We start from the raw sequence: 19,768 nt of genomic DNA, 5'->3' as shown, positions 1-19,768 counted from the left end.
TCAACAAAATCAAATAGGAAACCTGGCTCGCGATCATTTATGCTTTCGCCATAGGGTATTAGAATAGTGCCAATACCGTTACGCTATAAAACAAAATTACGCCATAAAAGGATGATCATCATGCTTGATCCAAAGAAAATTGAACAAATTGCCCGCCAGCTTCACAACGCCATGCCAAAAGGTGTCAAAGAATTTGGCGATGATGTGGAAAAAAAATTGCGTGCCGTTTTGCAATCCCAATTGAGCAAGTTGGATTTGGTTAACCGCGAAGAATTTGATGTTCAGACTCAAGTTTTGCTGCGCACCCGTGAGAAACTGGCAGCAATGGAACAACGCCTGAATGAATTGGAAGCTCGCCTAGAAAAATCAGACAAGCAAGCCCAATAGAGAGAATGCAGTGAAGAAAGCAGCATGAAAGGATATGCCGCTATGCTCCTTAAAAGGCATAACGGCACATGAGGTCAAATTTACTGGCTCTGAATGGTCTTGATGATATTAGTCGTTGAAATACCGTCTTCGAAGTTCAATATCTTCACTTCGCCACCCGCAGCCCAAACCTCTTCGCTACCGGCTATCTCTTCGGGCTTGTAATCCCCCCCTTTAACCAGGACATCCGGCAAGATCTCCGCGATTAGACGCTGTGGTGTATCTTCCTCAAATGCGACAACCCAGTCCACAGATCCCAGCGCAGATAATACGATCATGCGCTGCGCCAGTGGGTTCACTGGGCGAGTTTCCCCTTTCAGGCGCTTGGTGGAGGCATCACTATTGACAGCAACAATTAAACGATCACCCAATTTGCGCGCGTTAGACAGGTAAGAAACGTGCCCCGCATGGAGGATGTCAAAACAGCCATTCGTCATGACAATGCGTTCACCGCGCTGACGCGCCTGCGCAACGACTTCTTTCAGTTTGGCTTCGCTCATTACGCCAAAGCCGGTTTCTGCGCGTCCACGCACGGCATTTTCCAGCTCAACGGACGAGACGGTGGACGTACCCAGTTTACCCACCACCACACCTGCGGCGGCATTGGCAAGGTAACAGGCTTCGTTTAGCGGCTTGCCCGCGGCCAATGCGGTGGCCAGGACACCAATAACCGTATCGCCTGCGCCGGTGACATCAAAAACTTCCTGTGCCTGAGTCGGTAAGTGCAGGGGCGGTTGCCCAACCTGCAATAAACTCATGCCGCGTTCAGACCGCGTGATTAACAGCGCTTTTAGCCCCAAATCCTGCACCAGCTTCGTGCCTTTCTGCACTAAATCATCATCATCCTTGCAGTGCCCGACAACGGCTTCAAACTCGGACATATTGGGCGTCAGCAATGTTGCCCCACGATAGCGGTTAAAATCGCTGCCTTTGGGATCGATAAGTACCGGAACATTAGCCTCATTGGCCAGTTTAATCATGGCCTGAACCTGATTCAGTGCGCCTTTAGCGTAATCCGACAGCACCAAAGCACCAATATGAGGTAAGGATTGCTGAATTTTTTCCATTATCGGCTGGGCATCCACATTCTGGAAGCCTTCTTCGAAATCCAGGCGCAGCAATTGCTGATTACGCGATAAGACACGCAATTTCGTGATAGTGGGATGCGTTGGGACGGAAACAAAATCGCATCGGACTTTTACACTACTGAGTTTTTCACTCAATGCCCGTGCAGCGTCATCAATGCCGGTCAAACCTACCAAACGTGAATTCGCTCCCAATGAAGCAATATTCATGGCAACGTTAGCCGCTCCGCCAGGACGCTCTTCTATGGTTTCTACCTTAACCACTGGGACCGGCGCCTCCGGTGAAATGCGGCTAGTTGGACCGTACCAATAGCGATCTAACATCACATCGCCAACAACCAAAACACCTGCCCGGTGAAAATCAGGGAGTGCTACTTTCATCCCATGCTCCAAATATCAGAATAAATTGTTGCGGATATTACCATAACCAGACTCAGAGCTAGGGTCGCTTTCTAACCATTTTTGCCAGCTACCACGCACCAAGGCCTGCTGCTGGCTGAAATGATCAACTGAAACTTGGCTGGATAACGATTGCAGCGCTAAATGATGCAATTCATCACGCAGGGTAATATAAGCCTGCGTCAATGCCATCGCCTCCTGCTCATCCATAATATTATGCTGCGCCATTAATTCGAAAATGCGCACGTTATCAGACCAACGGGTCAGCCGGGCATTTTCGGGTGCATAACACAGCACCAAATATTGGGCAATAAATTCAATATCCGTGATCCCCCCTGGATCAGCTTTGATATCAAATTGATCGGGTTGATGACTGCCTAAATGCCGATACATTTTCTCTCGCATCTCACGCACCTGTTGGCGCAAAATATCGGGATGGCGGGGAAGGCACAATGTCTCACAGCGAATACGTTCAAAATCACGGCGCATTTTCTCGTCACCAAAAATCATACGTGCACGGATCAGTGCTTGGTGTTCCCAAGTCCAGGCCTCATTTTTTTGATAATCATCAAAGGCTTCAAGGGTACTGACCAACATGCCTGACTCGCCGGAGGGCCGCAAACGGGCATCAACGTCATACAATATTCCCGACGTTGTTCGGGTACTGAACAAATGAATGATGCGTTGGGCAAGCCGCAAATAAAATTGGCGCGCCTCAATGGAACGAGCGCCATCGGTCATCACCCCCATTGGGCAATCCAGCAAGAACACCAAATCCAAATCAGAACCATAACCCAGCTCCCAGCCCCCTAATTTGCCATAGCCAATAATGGCAAATCCCAAGCCTTGTTGCTGGGATAAGTGAGCGGGTGCGCCATAACGTTTCACCATTTGGCTCCACGCCAGCCGCACAACAGCCTCAATAATCGCCTCCGCCAGATAAGTCAGGTGATCACTCACCTTCATCACCGGCAAGACGCCCGCAATGTCTTCGGCTGCGATCCGCAATAGTTGTGCCTGTTTAAATTGCCGCAAAGCCTCTAATAATTGCTCTTCATCCTCCTCAGGAATGCGCAGCAGATATTGATAAAGCTCATCGCGATAAGCGGATATCGGCAATGGCTGGTACAGCGATTTGGGATCGAGTAGCTCATCCAGCAGCAAGGGATGGCGAGCAAGCTGGCTGGCGATCATCGGGGAGGCGGCACAGAGCCGGATAACATGGATCATGACCTGTTCTGATTCCAGTATCAGTTCCAGATAGGTCGTACGACTGACGATACTGAGCAACAAGGCCGTGATCCGTTCCCAAACGATATCCGCATCTTTTCTGGCGGCAATTTTTGCCAATAATCGGGGCATCAACTGGTCAAGGACATCCCTTCCCCGTGGGCCAATAGTGCGCTTACTGACGTCCTGACGAAAAAGCACCATGACATCAAGCATCTTCCGGGCTTTTGCTTTATCAAGATGCGGGATCAACGCAATGAGTTCATCGGTGTTCAAGGCTTCCTGCCATAAACTCTTAAACGGGATATGGCCGGCTTCCTCGCTATGCTCTTCGACTTCATCGCCAATCAACTGTTGGAAAATACTTCGCACAGCCGCCATCTTGCGTTCGGTTTCTGCCATCAATGCTTGCCAATGGACAAAATTCATCCCCCAGGCGAGACGGGCACGATCCAATTCATTATCGGGTAAGGTTTGCGTTTGTTGGTCACGAATGGATTGCAGCAGGTTTTCAAGCCGACGTAAAAACAGGTAACTTTCTTCCAGTTGTTGCAACTGTTCTGTTGGTAATAACGTTAAATCGTCGATAGCCTTTAATGTCGGCAATAACGAGCGGGATTGCAGACTCGGCTCCCTTCCGCCACGAATAAGCTGAAAGACCTGAGTGATAAACTCAATTTCACGTATCCCGCCCGCACCTAATTTAATATTATCTTTTAATCCCCGACGACGGACTTCCCGTTCAATCATACCTTTCATATTGCGCAAGGATTGGATCGCACTGAAATCGATATAACGGCGGAAGACAAACGGGCGCAACATCTGGCGCAGTTCCTGGCAATAAACCTGATCATCGTTGCCCAAAATGCGGGCTTTTACCAAAGCATAACGCTCCCAATCACGCCCTTGCTCCTGATAATAATCTTCCAATGCCGAAAAGCTGAACACCAAAGGGCCACTGTCACCAAATGGACGCAATCTCATATCAACACGATAGACAAATCCGTCTATGGTTTGCTGATCCAACGTCTTAATTAATTTCTGTCCCAACCGAGTGAAGAACTGAGAATTATCCATTTCTCGGCGTCCACCCTGGGTTACGCCATTTTCTGGATAAGCAAAAATGAGGTCAATATCAGAGGAAAAATTAAGCTCTCCGCCCCCCAATTTCCCCATTCCCAAAATAAGCAGTGGCTGTGCCACGCCATCACTGTTTGTCGGTGTCCCCCAATCCTGACAGCAACGCCGATAAAGCCAGTCACGGGCAGCGATAATCAAGGTCTCAGCTAACCCTGTTAATTGCCGCAGTGTCTGTTCCGTCGTACTGCTTTGCAATGCCTGCGACCAGGCAATCCTGACCAGTATCCGATGACGGAAAAGACGCAAGCACCGCATCAGGCTGTTTTCATCATTTACCGCCATCAGCCCTTGTTCTAGCCAATGGGCATAATGTCGCCACTCTTCCGGTTGGGGGGGAACCTGGCGAATATTCTCCAGCCATGCGGGATGTGAGAATACGTTTTCTGCCACAAACTCACTCAATGACAGCACGGCTTGTTCATCAGGTGAAAAAGGGGTTATTGCCTCCCCTAATGGGAGAAGATCCGCAACAATATGCTGTAATTGTCGGATTAAGGGCGATGAAAGTGGCAGCATGACGGGTTTTTCCTTATGACCGTTTTTGAATAATAAAAGGGATTATCGGGGCTGAGCCAGCAGCCACTGCATTAATGCCAGCTTACATTGCAACCAGGCTGCGCGATAACACACGGTTTCAGCTTTTGAACGGTTCATCGATAAAGCGGCCTTTAATTCCGGCAATAAATCGGCCAACAAATCCGGGAATGACAAACGTTCAGCCTGCTTTTCTGTCAGTTTTATCAGCCACTGCAAAACCTGTGCTAATCCCGTTTTACCTTCGGGTAAACCGGCCAACCATCCCTCTTCTTGCTCCTGCCATTGCACCAAAATTTCAGACACAAGCGCAGACAATGGTTGCTGCCATTCCAACTCATCCGGTACTCTGGGTAATGTTGGATGTGACAAACCATAAACCAGCGCATATCCCCGCGCCGCCTTGCTTTTATTTGCTAACCGCAAGCCATTTTGTGATGCCAGTGTGTTCGCTAACGCGAGAAGATCAACCACATTTCCCTCTTTGAGTTCCAGCTCAAACTCACAAATGGGTGAAGTCTGCTCCCCTGCGCCTTTATTGCCAGAAGAAAGGGTTCCCTGATCCAACACCACCTCAATTTCGCTTTCCCCATAGGTGACAAGCCATTTTTCACGATGAAAATCGGTGCGGAATAATTCGGTCAATTGTGTCTGTAGATGTGTGAGATCGGTCTTTTCAGGCCAGATATGGTCAGGAAACTGTGCCAGATCTAATTGAGGATAGGGCAAAGGAACATTGAATTCAGGGCGTTGGTGTAAGCCCCCCATCACCTGGCCTGCGGTTTTAATGGTCATCTCATAATGCCCGTCAAAACCACGGATACGCAGCCCCATATCCCAACGCCGCAATTGGTTATCTGGCGTCTCAAAATACCGATTAGTCAGATGCTGTGGTGAAGTGTAATCATGAGGAAACTGAAATAATTGCTGGCGAACTGTCGGTATTGCATCAGGCTTCACGGACAGTTTCAATTCTATTTCTACAGAACTCATCTTTTTTATTCCTCAATTGATATCACAGAATTTTTTTCTTAATCCTGTTCACACTTTCTTCACAGAAGAAAAAATTTTTACAGAAGAGAAAAATAAACCACAATAGGGTGTTATCTCAACAAACATCACTTTGACTTCGCCAAAAAAAACCGCAAAAGGGTTGTATTCGGTCAGTTGGTATAACATTCATTCTGGTTTACTGATTGCACCTACAAACTTAACTCTTTACTATCCCTTAGGTAGTTTAAATCACGATTGATCCATACACAGAGAACAGTTGAGCACAGAATGCAAAAACTACATCAATTATTTATTTTGTTATTGAGTTTCACTCTTCCATTATCCGTACACGCTGAAGAAAAACACTATGTGTCCGATGAGTTATCCGCGTATATCCGTAGCGGCCCCAGCATTAAAAACCGTATCATTGGCTCACTGAATGCCGGTGAAGAGGTCACTTTAGTCAGCCCTCAATCAAATAATGGCTTCTTGCAAGTTCAAGACAGCAAAGGGCGTACAAGCTGGATACTCGCCAGTGAACTCAGCGCCATCCCCAGCCTGCATGAACGCCTTCCCGCAATGGAAAAAAAGATCCAGACACTGACTGAGAAGCTGGCCACTATTGATGATCAATGGAATAAACGTACCGCTGAGTTGCAAAACAAAGTGGCAACCAGCGATAAGATCATCAATGCTATGAAAAGAGAAAATGCCCAACTCCAAAGTAAATTAACCGTGGCTGAGAAAAAGGTAGAAGTTGCCAATTTGCAGTTGGATGACAAACAAAGAGCGATCATCTTGCAGTGGTTCACTTATGGTGGTGGGGTTGCAGGGATTGGCTTGATTTTGGGACTAATATTGCCACACATTATTCCTCGCCGGAAAAATAAAGATCGTTGGATGAGCTGATTTCAGGATGAAGGGAAGGAAATAAGCGTGAAAATTTATTTGGTTGGCGGCGCCGTTCGCGATCAATTATTGGGGCTACCCGTCACCGAACGGGACTGGGTGGTTGTCGGAAGCCATCCAGAAGAACTGCTGTCTCAAGGATATCAACAGGTGGGGAAGGATTTCCCAGTTTTCCTGCACCCCAAGACCCATGAAGAGTATGCGCTGGCACGCACCGAAAGAAAATCCGGCCAGGGGTATACCGGTTTTACCTGTTATGCCGCTCCCGATGTGACGCTGGAAGAAGATCTGCTGCGCCGTGATTTAACGATCAACGCCATTGCACAATCTCCTGAAGGGGAATTCATCGATCCCTATCATGGCGCCCGTGATCTCAACAATCGCCTCTTGCGCCATGTTTCCCCGGCGTTTGCAGAAGATCCATTGCGTGTGCTGCGGTTGGCGCGTTTTGCCGCCCGCTTTGCCCATTTGGGCTTTTCAATTGCGCCAGAAACGCAAGCGCTCATTACAGAAATGGTTGCGGGGGGTGAATTGTCCTCATTAACCCCTGAGCGCGTTTGGCGGGAAACGGAAAAGGCACTTGCCTCGCCATCACCGCAAGTCTACTTTCAGGCTCTGCGTGATTGCAAAGCACTCGCCGTCCTCTTTCCTGAGATTGATAACCTGTTTGGCGTCCATGACGTCGGGTCTCCTTCATTGCGCGTTTTACAAATATCCACCCAATTGAGTGAAGAGGTAGACATTCGTTTCGCCTCGCTATGTAGCCATGTCGAAATGACACCGCTGAAACAGATGTGTAAACGACTGCGCATCCCCAACTCAGCGCGTGATTTAGCCACGATTGTGACGCAATATCACAATTGGGTGCATACAGTAGAACAATTACCTCCCGAAGCTCTGTTGACCTTGTTTAATGCCGTGGATGCCTGGCGCAAACCACAACGCATTGAACAATTGATCATCTGTAGTGAAGCAGACCACCGTGGATACACCGAGGCAGAAATTTCCGCCTATCCACAAGCTGATTATTTACGTGAAGTGTTTGCGATCGCCAGCCAGGTCAGCGTCCAGAAAGTGATTGCCCGTGGATTTCAGGGGGCTGAAATTCGCACAGAATTGGAACGCCAACGGCACATTGCCATCACAGACTGGAAACAACCATCGATTGATTAACTTAATCCATCGATTTAGCGTCCCAAATTATGACTCAAATCGGGACGCTTTTTTAACGCAGTCAGCTATTTTTTAACACCAACTAAGGGGGAAACTAGCTCGCCCTTCGCTCAATGACTACGCCGACACTTTTTGCGTGTGCGACCGCACCGGGTTTACTGACTTTAACCCTAACCCAGGGTGCATGAAATTGGTTTAACAAGATACCCGCCACTTCTTCAGCAACCCGCTCAACCAAGGCGAAACATTGCCCCTCAACATGATTAATGATGGCTTCACTCACCTTGGCATAATCCAGACAATGCCCAACATGATCACTGGAAGAAGGCAGTTTGTTGTCCCATCCCATTTCGATATCGAACACTAATTTCTGTTTAATTGTCTGTTCCCAGTCATAAACACCAACAGTAGTAATCACGGTTAATTCTTCAATAAATACGATATCCATCACGACCTTTTCCCCGTTTTTCCATTCGCCAGATACCACTTCCGACGAAATGTGCGTATTATCCATTGTTAGACTTAAGAAAACGATCCTTATTCATTGGAGATATCTTATGAGTGTAATCGCGCTTGGCATGATCATCTTCGCGTATTTATGTGGCTCTATATCCAGCGCGATATTGATTTGCCGTTTGGCAAGGCTTCCCGATCCCCGTCAACATGGTTCCGGCAATCCTGGTGCAACCAATGTACTGCGCATCGGGGGTAAATGGGCAGCATTGTCCGTACTGGTTTGTGATGTCCTAAAAGGGCTAATACCGGTTTGGCTGGCATACAAACTCAACATTTCCCCATTTTACTTAGGTATTACCGCCATTGCCGCCTGTCTGGGACATATTTATCCCATTTTCTTCCATTTCAAGGGAGGGAAAGGCGTTGCAACCGCTTTCGGTGCCATTGCTGCCATCGGTTGGGATCTGATGGGGTTAATCGCGGGGACATGGTTACTCACGGTGCTGTTAAGTGGCTATTCTTCATTGGGTGCCATCATCAGTGCATTAATTGCACCTTTCTACGTCTGGTGGTTCAAACCTGAATTCACCTTTCCGGTTGCCATGCTGTCATGTCTGGTGCTTGTGCGTCATCACGATAATATTCAACGCCTCTGGCGAGGACAGGAAAGCCGCATCTGGCAGAAACTGAAAAAGAAACAGGAACTGACCGACAAAGAGAAAATTCAAGCGACCAAAGAAAAAGGGCAAGGGCAACAGGAGGATTGAAAGGTAAAACGCCTTATGAGACCCTTGTTGAGAAAATGAAAGCTTAAAAATGATCTGTCAGTCGAAGTCAAAGATCTCACAGCTATTACAGTCAGCATCCCAGCTTGCACCTTAAAGGCAACTGGCTGGAAGAAGCGGGCTTTGCAACCGGACAGGCATTGCAGGTAACCGTTAACGGAGGCAGTTGATTATCCGGCTCGTTGAGAACGGCTAACCGCTAAAGGGGAGATCCCAGCGCTTGGGCTGGGATCTGGGGTTAGCAAAAATCTTGTTCTATTCTGCCTTCCGATTTCAATGTTTCTAAAAAACATTGATAAGCAACTGGATCTGCTTCTAACAGGTCATCTAATATATTTTTTTCAATGAGTGGCTTGTAAAATATGCCATTTTCAAAGAAAACAAAATCACCAGATAACAATGACTCTATAATTTCTACTTCCTCTGCGTTATAACTAAGCAGCCCGTCATAACCTTTAGCAAAACCGTAAAAGTATGTTTTTTCTCCGAACCAATATATGGCAAAAACTTCAATAATTTTTTCTGATTTGAACTTTTTTATTTTCATCATTTTTTATCCGTGATTGAAGGCTTAGGTTGGATTTCAGGCCGTTTAGGAGTTGTAATCTTCATATCATAAGCCTTACCAGTAGTTGAGTTATATTGATAATGGATGGTGATATTTGAACCGTCTGGTAACTCATGTGTAACTTGCATTTTCTGGAATCCTGCATCAGTAGGGAAACGAGGATCTTTATTCATTCCTCTAAGTGGATCACCTGAAGATGGGTTAGCTTTAACTTGGTTCCATAAAATCTGCTCATTCAGATCCCTTGGCGCTGCAACTTGTTGCCCCGGTTTCGCGGTAGATATTTTTTCAGCATTTTTGATAAGCTGTTGATGATAAATAGTATTAGCCGATTTATCACCCAGATTCGTTGTGCCTTGACTGTTTTTCCCAATCTTTTCCAGCGCCGCTTTCTCTGTATTAACAACCGCGCCTGTGCTTCCTTTTGTTGTTGGCGATGATTTCGGCCCTTTGCTGCCCTCAACAATAACAGGCAGCGTCATCGCCATCGCAGCGGCAGTCTCCTGACTCATGCCCATTGCCTCAAAGCGTTTTGTCCAGCCGAGTTCGCCTACCTTGCCGGTTGCCGCCTGACCTAACGTATTCACCGCCGACAGGTAATTTCTGGACTCAACCGGCAATGTGCCGTCCCGGTCCATATTTTTGAGGGTACGCTCAAACACCGGCCACTGATCAACCAGATAACCATACTTCTGCGCACACTGGTTCGGGTTGCTGTTGCAGAAGTCCATCATTTCCTGCTGATTACGGACATTGGTCTCCACCATATCCTTGATCACCTGTTTACAACTGTCCCCTTCACAGGTGCGGGCTTTATGCGCAAAATTGTCCAGTTCATTCACACTCAGGAAGTTATTCTCAGTAGCAAAATCCCAGCTTAACAGCTGGGATCGTTCTTATCGGGTAACTAACGAATATCAAATAACCAAAGAACAAAGCCTGCAAAGAACCCTGACGTACTAACTTTTAGATATGTTCCAATATTATCGCCAATAAAGTGAAAAATTTCTTTTCCGCCTCCAACCCAATAACCAAGTGCTGCTGCTATCATACACATAAGAAATATGAATAGAAAAAAAGAACAAGATAAATACAGCAAAATTACTATCGATTTATTTTTTTTCATTTTGCTGCTCCTTGTCTTTTATAGCCTGCCCCATACTGTCGTTAAATATACCTGATGTTACTGAATCGCCGACGTTACCAGCTATAGATGGAACTGAACTCTGTTTCACAGGTCTTGTAATCGTCCAAATCCCGATTGGTTCCCATTCAAGTTGTTTCGATATTGGATTAAGTACTTTCTCCATAGGTACTTTAATAACATTACCTACGGCATAGCCTGCACTGGCTCCGCCTTTACTTATTATTGCATTCAAGAAAGGATCATCTCCTTTGATTTCTGCTGTGTAATAGCCGCCTACTGCATTCCAAGTAACGGTTGGGTTATAACCTTTCCCTGCTGCAAGTAGCTGTTCTTTACCTTTTGCCCCCTGAATCATCGCCTTTGCACCAAAGACCATTACAGGCCATGAAGTTGGATCTAAGGCGACAGCGGCAACGCTGTTAGAAGTGGTAATATTATCCTTCAAAAACTGCAAATCCTTACCATTCAAATACTGCACTATTTTGATGGCGTCGGGATCTTTTAGTTTCTCTGACAATCGAATTTGTAACGATCCCTCATCAAGCGCAATATTCGTATTTGCTTGAATAATTTCTTCATAAGTCACGCAGGTAATACCGCCGCCTTTGCATTTTTCCTCTAATTCGGCACTATTCTTATTGCTGATGTCCAAATACTTCTGAATGACAGCACCGCAGTCTCCTCCTTTGGCCTTACACTCGGCCAACTCTTTATCAAAACGGCGGCTTTCTTCTTCATGAAGATAGTTATTCTCAATAACAACCCATTCCATTGCGAAGTGAGCCAGAGAACAGCGATTTTCCCTGTCCACTCAGTCAGTTACCACCCGTTTTTTCCAATGTGCGTTCACCGCCGAACCCAAAACCCCTGACGCGCTTTTCACCCCTGAACGCCGGTTTTTCCTGCCGTGCCATTGCTGTAGTGGTATAAGGATCTCGGACATCTCATAAGCCTGCTATTCTGATTAATATGACAATGAGGTATCCACATGAAACAGACATTACCAAGACGCCAGTATTCTACTGAATTTAAGCTGGAAGCGGTTCAACAGGTGGTTCTCCATCAGCAGCGGGTTGTTAAGGTCGCCCGTTCACTGGGGATTGATGCCAGCACCCTGGGAAAATGGGTTCGCCAATACAAGACGGAAATGCAGGGAATTACGCCTGTAGGCAAGGCATTGACACCGGAACAACGCCAGATACAGGTATTAGAGAAACAGGTGAAACGCTTGGAAATGGAAAAAGAAATCCTAAAGCAGGCGGCCGTGCTGATGAGCGAGATGCGCAGTGGCGCTATGCGTTGATCACACGGCTGAGTTCCCGATGGCCGATCACGGCATTATGCCAGGCGCTTGAGGTGTCACGCAGTGCCTATTATGACTGGCGACAACGCCCCATCGATACGGAACGTCTGCAATTACGCATCCGGGTGCGTGAACTGTATAACCAAAGCCGTGGGGCGATAGGCAGTCGCACATTGAGTCATTTATTGACCCATGAGGTCAGGCCGGTTGGGCGCTGGAAAGCCAGACGGTTAATGCAGGAATGCGGTCTGCAAAGCCGTCAACCGGGGGCTCACCGTTATCACCCCGTAGGAGAAGAGGCTATCGCTTCCCCCAATCTCTTGCGGCAACAGTTTGCCCCGGTATGCCCAAATACCCACGGGTGCGGAGACATCACGTATATTCGGACAACAGAGGGAGGGTGCTATCTGGCCGTGGTAATAGATTTATTTTCCCGCCGGGTGGTGGGGATGGCTATTTCTTCTTCGCCTGATGCAGAACTGGTCTGCCGGGCATTGAACAATGCCCTGGAAACACGTTCGATTGAAGGACGGCGGGTTTTTCACTCAGATCAGGGAAGTCAATATAGGAGTAAAAAGTTTCGCCGCTTACTCTGGCAAAATAAAATTATCCAAAGCATGAGTCGCAGAGGCAACTGTTATGATAATTCCCCCATGGAACGGGTATTCCGGAGTTTGAAAAGTGAATGGCTCCCGCCAGAAGGCTATCGGGATATTCATGAGGCAATAAGGGATATCACCGACTATTTGGGGGGGTATTACAATCACATCCGTCCTCATAGTTTTAATGGGGGAATTTCTCCGGCTGAATACGAAAGACTGTGGGAAGAGGCTAGAAATGTGTCCGAAACTTCTTGACCATATATGGACGTCCCTGGTTGTGCAAGCATGAATTGATACGGTTTGCGACCATATATCCGGCGTCATAATGAACTCACTTGTCCGCGCCATGATGTCATCCGCACCCTGTTTCCTTATCACTACACCGGTATATCACTACCTTGGTCAACCTCAGGCTATGACAGGGACGGTATCCGTTTTCTCATCAGTGTTTGCAAACTCGATAATGTGCCTATATTTTTGTTACTCAATTAATGGATAATAAAAGCCTTTTTCATATTAAAATCCACATCATCCCGCAGAACACGCCAGATAATCCGGGTCAGTTTGTTGGCCAAGGCTACCGTGGCTTTCATGAACCCACATCGGGCAATCAGTTGTCTCAACCATTCTCCCAGATAATCACCACGATTTTGGACACAGCGCATCACGGCATGGGCACCGTGGATGATTAACGTTCGGAGATGACGGTTTCCATTTTTGCTCAGGGAAGACAGCCGTTTTTTTCCGCCTGAACTGTGTTGTCGGGGAACCAAGCCACACCAGGCAGAAAGTGGTCGGCCATTGGTAAATTGGGATGCACTCACGTCACTCACGAAGGCGGCTGCTATAAGAGGACCGACGCCGGGGATCGTGAGCAGATTGTGATAACCGCTTTGCTGACGAGAAAGTGCCGCTATTTCGTCATCCACTTCATGAATGCGAATGTTCAGGCTTCGCAGCTCTTCCCCCAAAGTATGAAGCAAACGTCGCAGTACAGAGGACAGGTCATAGCTCTCCTCTTCCAGAATCTCAGGCAGGTGTTGTTGCAGTTTCTGAATACCGATGGGAACAATCACCCCCTGCTCAGCGAGGAAAGCCCGAATCTGGTTGGCGAGTGCGGTACGTTGTTCTACGATGAGTTGCCGGGCATTGCGCAGTGCTTTAATATCTTGCTGCTCCACCGTTTTGACCGGAACAAAATGGCAAAATGGATACCCGGTCGGCAGGCCGTTTCGCAGATAGCCAGTGCATCCTTGGCATCATTTTTTTGATGATGACTGAAAGCCTTGACATGCTGGGTCGGCACAAGCCTGATGACAAATCCCATCGCCTGAAGGGTTCTGCCCCAATAGTGAGAAGTGGCACAGGCTTCCATAGCAATGAGGGTTCCTGGCGGAAAAGTGCGTACAGTATCAAGCAATTTTTGCCGTGAGATTTTTCGGTTCGAGGTGACTGAACCGTCGTCCATCCAGACACAGACTTGAAAAACGTTTTTGGCGAGGTCAATGCCAACGACTTTGATCGTATTTATGAGATGTTCTCCCGAAATTCAGTGCATCGGAAAGAAAGATGACACTGTTTTCCGCTGAAAAAGGGGACGTCCATCACATCACTACACCCTTTCTACGGCGGGACTTTCACCCGCAAGATCAGTACAGCTTTGCCCAGCGCACTGTCCATTTCATTAATTCGGGTCAATAGTTGCCAGAAAACGTTTTAATTTTCCCAAATTGATGTGAACCTGTTCCTTTTAGGTAAATAGCCCTTGAATAACAAATTATCATATTGGAACAGGAGGTTAATTTAAGACTTAAAATTATTTAAATTAATAATTATGTTTGCAGATTCAATTGTTTCTTTTCTATGTGCCACCATTATTTTTGTAATGTTCAAGCATTTTAGATTAGATGAAATTATCATTTCATTTTCAATATCAAGATGACTAGTTGCTTCATCTAAAAATAAAATTTTAGGATCTTTGTATAATGCTCTCGCCAAACATAACCTCTGCTTTTGGCCTCCAGATAAAATAGTTCCCATATCTCCAATTAATGTTTCATATTTCATAGGCATTTTCATTATATCGTCATGTATTGCAGCTATTTTGGCGCAATTTACCGATTTCTCTATATTAGGTTTTTCATCAAAAAAAGTTATATTATCCATAATGGAACCAGAAAATAATGTATCATCTTGTGCGACATAACCTATACTATTCCTGATGCTTTTAATATGAGACTTATTAACTACAACATTCCCAATTATGACTTTCCCTTCTGTAGGTAGAATACTACCCATCATTAAATTAAGCAATGTTGACTTACCACATCCAGAAGCCCCTATTATAGCAGCAGAACCTCCAGCCGGAATATTGAAAGATAAATCTTTTATCAAATAAGGAGAGTCATCATTATGTTTAAAACAGAGATTTTTAACTTTTACATTACTTGATAATATTTCTTTTTCTTTCAGAGATACATCAGAATTAAATTCTGTTTCAGTTAAAACAATATCCGATAATCTATCAAGATGGATCCCCAGCATCTTCAAAGAAACAAATTGATCAATAAGGGATAAAACTCTAGACTCAAATTGAGATTTATATGCCAAAAATGATATTAAGATTCCAATAGTAAATACATTGTCAAATATAAGAATTGTACCTAAATACACTATCAATATATTTTGAATACCAAATAACATTTTATTAAGAAAAGAAAAAAGCAAAGATAACCTTTGAGTTTTAAGACTTGAATTAAGTGTATCAATAGATAATGATAACCAAGAATTATACCTATAACTTTCTTTTCCGAAAATTTTTATCGTTTTCATCCCTCTTATAGTTTCCATAAAATTAGAACTTTGTTTTGCTGCATGAGTAATATTTTCTTTAGAAATTTCTCTTAAAGGAAAATACCATATAATTCGTATAACAATATAAATAAGAAGTGTAGTTATTGATATTAAAGTTAATTTCAAGTTATACATTAACATAATAAAAAATGTAATTACAGATACAAGGCTATTACATATAGAGATAAAAAAAGAAGATGTTAAGGTATTTTGTATACTATCAATAGAAGAAAATCTTGACAATATATCACCTAAGTGCCTTTTTCTAAAAAAATCTATTGACAAACTGATTAAATGTGTAAAAACATTTGATTTCCATTGTATATTCAAGTTTGTACTAATATATGTAGTCAATAAACTCTGTACAATAGTTATAATTTGTTCAAATATTAGTAAAATGCCAAAACCGAACGATAACAATAAAATTAAATTTTTATCCTCAGAAACAACACCATGGTCAATGATCAATTGCATATAATATGGACTAATAAGCGCAAAAAACTCTAGTGCAAAAGCTAATAATAGTATTTTTATTATTGCTTTTTTCACTCCTGATATATTTCTAATAAACTTTGAAACATTTACTCGCTCTTTTAAAACATCCTTTTTGAAGTCATTATTCGGCCAAAACTCAACAGCGACCCCTGTAAAATAATCGGAAAAATCATCAAAGCTTAAGTGTCTGATACCAACACTTGGATCCATAATGATTATTTTTTTTGATGATATCTTTTTTAGCACCACAAAATGATTAAGCCCCCAGTGAAGAAGACACGGTAGTGTTAGCTGTTCAATTTCATTAATATCTAATCGAATTGCTCTATAAGATAGATTTAGCTCCTTAGCATAGTTAGTAATATCATTAAGGTTTATACCAGTAAGAGGTATAGAAAATTTTCTCCTAAGTGAAAGTAAATCAACCTGATACCCGTGAAAAGAAGCAATAGACGCGAGGCAGGCTAAACCACATTCAGCTATTTCTGATTGTAATATAACTGGCAAACTATTAGAAGACCAAAATCTAATCTGATTCAATTTTATCATTTTTAAAAACTATCATTTATTGAAAATAAAGGTTCAAATATCCACTCATATAATTTTCTTTTTTCATGCAAAATGTCTGCATCAAGAGTCATTCCAATCTCCAAAGGCTTCTTGATTTTATTAATTTCAATATATTGTTTTTCAAGCTCGGCCTTTATTAAGTAAACTGGTTCATTTGTAGCATTTAATGCTGGAAATACACTTCCTATACTTTTTACTTCTTGAGCTGCCATAGCAGATCGACTAATAGATGTAACTTTTGCCTTGAATATTCCAAATTTTTGATATGGATATGCTGAATATTTTATATTTACAATATCTCCAGTTTTTATAAATCCTATAGACTGATTAGGCACATATAAATGAAGGACAATATCTTGATTACTAGGAACTATACTCAATAGTAATGTTGATTGATCTACAAATGATCCTAACTCAAAGTTGTTAATATTAACAAAACCAGACGAATTGGCTCTTATTACAGATTCAGTCTGACTTTCAATATTTAAGATTTCTTGGTTAACAGAAGACAAAACTCTTTCTATTTCTTGTCTTTCTATAATTTTTTTTAATGGAGCATCCTTAATTTCCAATTCTTTTTCAGTAATTAAACTATCTATTTCTATAAGATCCTTTTTAGTTAAATTTAGTCTTTCTAATTGTTCTAACTCATTACTCTCAATCGAAGACATATATTCTTTTGATATAAAACCTTTTTTTTCTAAATCCCTATATCTATATGTGTTTTTCCTTAAATCATTTAATCTCTTTTTTTGTATTTTTATCTGAATTTTTATTTGCTCTTTTTGGTTAATTAAACCATTAAGATTATTTTTAAGCAACTCAATTCGGTTAACTTGAAGAGACTCCATTTTATTGATCTCTTTGATTAAAGTATTTTTCTTTAGAATCGCTTGTTCTTTTAAACTATCTTGCAATGTTCCTTCATTTATATACTGAGCCTTATAAATAACACCTAAAATATCCCCTTTTTTAACAAATTGTCCATCCTTAACCTTAACATCACTAATAACACCAATTTCTTTAGAGTAAATCTTAGACATTCCATCTTTAGGATAAACCTGACCTTTTATTGATGTTTTTCTAGAATATTCAGTGAAAATGATAAATATAATAATAAATACTACAAGCAGACTAGAAAGGTATGTCAATACAGTAAAAACAAATGGACTGGTCAAAACCATTTGACCAGCCATAGGTATTGATTTTTTTTTCAAAGCCTCTTGACGAAAAAAGTCACCTTTATAAATCATTTATAATTTCTAATATATTTTTATAGCCAAGATTATAAATCAATTCTTTCATTTTTTCATGCATTTCAGCATCAAAGAAAGAGAGTAATTTTTCAAGAGAAATATATGGATTATCATCAATTTTCTTAAGTAATTCAGTAGATCCATGATCTAAGTTTAATTTAATCCCATTACAAATTACATATCCATCATCTATAGAAAAATTATTATTTGAATTTATTCTTAAACATGCTTTATCAGATAATTTATTGTTGTTTCTATTACAAAATAGATCTAAATTCAATTTATTTGGTATTCTTTGTTCTGAACCAATTGATTGTAAAAATTCATTATATGCTTCTTCTGAACCTAAATATTCAAAAATAAACTTTGATAAAGCCTCAATTTCACCTTTAGCTTGTGGCCATGATCTAGGAAGAGATTTTCTCCCTATCTCAAAATCATTTATTTTATTTGATAACCAATATAAATAATTAAAGATATAAGGTGGAAAAATTCCAACAGATAAATGTATAGTCTCTTCACCAACAGGTAATGGATTATGCCACCAACCTCTAGGTAGATAAAGAACATCTCCAGCCTCTAATACGAAATCATCATATGGTTCAGAAGGACATGGATATATATCCTCCATATCCTTTGATTGATGCACATACAAAGGGCGTTGAAATGATGGTTCATAAATAACCCATCTTTTTTTACCAGTTAGTTGTATTACAAAAATATCTCTGCTATCCCAATGGGGTTTAAATGAACTTTTCTCTCCATAAGATAAATATATACTTGAAAAAGTATGACTATCTGTAAAAGAAGAACAGCATTTAGCTAAATAATCAATTTTAGGCTCATTGATAATACCATTTACAACTAATGTTGCACCAGAATTTAAATAATCATATAACTTAGAGTAAATGTATCTATATCTTGTATTCCCTAAATCTTGATAAGATTCCATGTATTCTCTTTTATCTAGAATACCATTATACATTAACTTAAGCCCTTCAAATGACTTTAAATCAGAACGATTGTATATGTCTTCTATTTCATTCCTGTTTATAAAATTTACATCATATATACCCTTAAATACATACGGTTTTTTTTTCAAAAAAATTATCTAAAAAATATTTTTTCTCAATATTGAAATTAATTGTCATCATATTTACTAATTTTACAATAAATGTAGATACTAACAGAAATTAATTATAATAATTTGAACATGAGTTGTGCATCATAATCAAAACACACTATATAAATAATAAGTAAGAGTACTGGGCACACCCCAAGTTCAAAATGATACATAAAATAATATTATTATCTAAGGAAGTATCTAAATATGTATAGTTATGCGTTTATTTCATAGGTATGAAATAACACATTCTATTGATATAAAAGAGAATTAAATCTCATTAAGTGAAATTTAACCACATATAAAAAGATACTAGGTTAATATTAACAATAATTACAACCTGTATCCCCGCAGTAGTGACTTCCACTTGCTGGCACTGGAGGTTTTGTAAACAAATCCTGTACAAATGATGAACCTGCAACCCTACGACCAGCCTCAGCACCTGCAGCTTGCCCAACTATTCCTCCCCCTACTCTACCCGCAATACCTCCAACAAGCGCACCACCTACAGTACCAATTCCTGGAACAACACTTCCAACCGCAGCACCCGTAGCAACTCCAGCCTGCATGCCAGCCCATCCTCCAACCTGTTTACCAACCACACCTCCAGCTACTGCTCCTGCAAGGCGGGAGCGTGAAATTTTTGTTAAAAAAATTCGGATTTGACGGATAAGAAAAAATAGCATTTTATACCCCTTTTTATCGGGAAGTGTTCTCATGA

Annotated in this window: 18 protein-coding genes and 2 pseudogenes; 6 read left to right on the top strand and 14 right to left on the bottom strand. The window is 42.4% G+C overall.

Annotated elements, in window-relative coordinates:
* The first annotated feature begins 120 nt into the window (after positions 1-120).
* Positions 121-387 (top strand): ubiquinone biosynthesis accessory factor UbiK, encoded by a 267-nt coding sequence (ubiK, locus tag Xkoz_RS12405; protein WP_099142459.1) that lies wholly within the window; start codon positions 121-123, stop codon positions 385-387.
* An 80-nt stretch (positions 388-467) separates the two neighbouring features.
* On the opposite strand, the gene hldE is transcribed toward ubiK, so the two are convergent.
* From hldE to Xkoz_RS12390, 3 genes are read right to left on the bottom strand one after another with little or no spacing between them, the layout of a single operon-like run.
* Positions 468-1,892: a bifunctional D-glycero-beta-D-manno-heptose-7-phosphate kinase/D-glycero-beta-D-manno-heptose 1-phosphate adenylyltransferase HldE gene (hldE, locus tag Xkoz_RS12400; protein ID WP_099142458.1), complete on the bottom strand. Its 1,425-nt coding sequence runs from the start codon at positions 1,890-1,892 to the stop codon at positions 468-470.
* A gap of 15 nt (positions 1,893-1,907) precedes the next feature.
* Positions 1,908-4,796 carry a bifunctional [glutamate--ammonia ligase]-adenylyl-L-tyrosine phosphorylase/[glutamate--ammonia-ligase] adenylyltransferase gene (glnE, locus tag Xkoz_RS12395; protein ID WP_099142457.1) on the bottom strand — a complete coding sequence of 963 codons (2,889 nt, stop codon included), beginning with the start codon at positions 4,794-4,796 and terminating at the stop codon, positions 1,908-1,910.
* Between the two features lie 42 nt (positions 4,797-4,838).
* On the bottom strand, positions 4,839-5,807 hold the full coding sequence (locus tag Xkoz_RS12390; protein ID WP_099142456.1) for a CYTH domain-containing protein: 969 nt from the start codon (positions 5,805-5,807) through the stop codon (positions 4,839-4,841).
* A gap of 288 nt (positions 5,808-6,095) precedes the next feature.
* Between Xkoz_RS12390 and Xkoz_RS12385 the strand changes: the two genes are divergently transcribed.
* Complete coding sequence (locus Xkoz_RS12385; protein WP_099142455.1) at positions 6,096-6,716, top strand: TIGR04211 family SH3 domain-containing protein; 621 nt, start codon at positions 6,096-6,098, stop codon at positions 6,714-6,716.
* Between the two features lie 27 nt (positions 6,717-6,743).
* Positions 6,744-7,889 carry a multifunctional CCA addition/repair protein gene (locus tag Xkoz_RS12380; RefSeq protein ID WP_099142454.1) on the top strand — a complete coding sequence of 382 codons (1,146 nt, stop codon included), beginning with the start codon at positions 6,744-6,746 and terminating at the stop codon, positions 7,887-7,889.
* 94 nt (positions 7,890-7,983) lie between these two features.
* On the opposite strand, the gene folB is transcribed toward Xkoz_RS12380, so the two are convergent.
* Positions 7,984-8,337 carry a bifunctional dihydroneopterin aldolase/7,8-dihydroneopterin epimerase gene (folB, locus tag Xkoz_RS12375; RefSeq protein ID WP_099142518.1) on the bottom strand — a complete coding sequence of 118 codons (354 nt, stop codon included), beginning with the start codon at positions 8,335-8,337 and terminating at the stop codon, positions 7,984-7,986.
* Positions 8,338-8,446: 109 nt separating this feature from the next.
* Between folB and plsY the strand changes: the two genes are divergently transcribed.
* A complete protein-coding gene (plsY, locus tag Xkoz_RS12370; RefSeq protein WP_099142453.1) occupies positions 8,447-9,112 on the top strand; it encodes a glycerol-3-phosphate 1-O-acyltransferase PlsY in 666 nt (221 codons plus the stop codon).
* An 83-nt stretch (positions 9,113-9,195) separates the two neighbouring features.
* Positions 9,196-9,326: pseudogene (locus tag Xkoz_RS23045) on the top strand (SymE family type I addiction module toxin); the annotation flags it as partial.
* 42 nt (positions 9,327-9,368) lie between these two features.
* Here the strand turns inward: Xkoz_RS23045 and Xkoz_RS12360 are convergent.
* The 5 genes from Xkoz_RS12360 to Xkoz_RS24085 form a co-directional block, all read right to left on the bottom strand.
* Positions 9,369-9,680, bottom strand: a complete 312-nt coding sequence (locus tag Xkoz_RS12360) for a hypothetical protein (RefSeq protein WP_099142452.1) — start codon at positions 9,678-9,680, stop codon at positions 9,369-9,371.
* Positions 9,677-10,540 carry a hypothetical protein gene (locus Xkoz_RS12355; protein ID WP_244183469.1) on the bottom strand — a complete coding sequence of 288 codons (864 nt, stop codon included), beginning with the start codon at positions 10,538-10,540 and terminating at the stop codon, positions 9,677-9,679. Before Xkoz_RS12355 ends, Xkoz_RS12360 begins: the two co-directional genes overlap by 4 nt.
* A 65-nt stretch (positions 10,541-10,605) precedes the next feature.
* On the bottom strand, positions 10,606-10,824 hold the full coding sequence (locus Xkoz_RS12350; RefSeq protein WP_099142451.1) for a hypothetical protein: 219 nt from the start codon (positions 10,822-10,824) through the stop codon (positions 10,606-10,608).
* Positions 10,811-11,617 carry a hypothetical protein gene (locus Xkoz_RS23040; RefSeq protein WP_244183468.1) on the bottom strand — a complete coding sequence of 269 codons (807 nt, stop codon included), beginning with the start codon at positions 11,615-11,617 and terminating at the stop codon, positions 10,811-10,813. Before Xkoz_RS23040 ends, Xkoz_RS12350 begins: the two co-directional genes overlap by 14 nt.
* Before the next feature lie 39 nt (positions 11,618-11,656).
* Entirely contained in the window at positions 11,657-11,788 is a 132-nt protein-coding gene (locus tag Xkoz_RS24085) for a hypothetical protein (protein WP_279627407.1), read from the bottom strand.
* Between the two features lie 45 nt (positions 11,789-11,833).
* On the opposite strand from Xkoz_RS24085, the gene Xkoz_RS12340 reads away from it, so the two are divergent.
* A protein-coding gene (locus tag Xkoz_RS12340) for an IS3 family transposase (protein WP_422646058.1) occupies positions 11,834-13,005 on the top strand; the annotation gives its coding sequence in 2 pieces (ribosomal slippage) (positions 11,834-12,095 and positions 12,095-13,005; 1,173 coding nt in all).
* A 233-nt stretch (positions 13,006-13,238) separates the two neighbouring features.
* Here the strand turns inward: Xkoz_RS12340 and Xkoz_RS12335 are convergent.
* The 5 genes and pseudogenes from Xkoz_RS12335 to Xkoz_RS12315 all read right to left on the bottom strand — a co-directional run.
* Positions 13,239-14,218 (bottom strand): annotated as a pseudogene (locus Xkoz_RS12335) (IS110 family RNA-guided transposase).
* Positions 14,219-14,553: 335 nt separating this feature from the next.
* Positions 14,554-16,647, bottom strand: coding sequence for a peptidase domain-containing ABC transporter (locus Xkoz_RS12330; RefSeq protein WP_099142449.1), 2,094 nt, complete (start codon positions 16,645-16,647; stop codon positions 14,554-14,556).
* A 2-nt stretch (positions 16,648-16,649) separates the two neighbouring features.
* Positions 16,650-17,921 (bottom strand): HlyD family secretion protein, encoded by a 1,272-nt coding sequence (locus Xkoz_RS12325; protein WP_099142448.1) that lies wholly within the window; start codon positions 17,919-17,921, stop codon positions 16,650-16,652.
* Positions 17,911-19,026, bottom strand: coding sequence for a cupin domain-containing protein (locus Xkoz_RS12320; protein ID WP_167386585.1), 1,116 nt, complete (start codon positions 19,024-19,026; stop codon positions 17,911-17,913). The genes Xkoz_RS12325 and Xkoz_RS12320 overlap by 11 nt, the downstream gene beginning before the upstream one ends.
* 344 nt (positions 19,027-19,370) lie before the next feature.
* Positions 19,371-19,768: hypothetical protein (locus Xkoz_RS12315; RefSeq protein ID WP_208615259.1), on the bottom strand; the 398-nt coding region annotated here is incomplete at its 5' end.

The organism is Xenorhabdus kozodoii, from assembly GCF_002632875.1.
Classification (GTDB): Bacteria; Pseudomonadota; Gammaproteobacteria; order Enterobacterales; family Enterobacteriaceae; genus Xenorhabdus; species Xenorhabdus kozodoii.
Note: the sequence above shows the minus strand (reverse complement) of the source record. Positions and strands in the feature narration are given on the sequence as shown.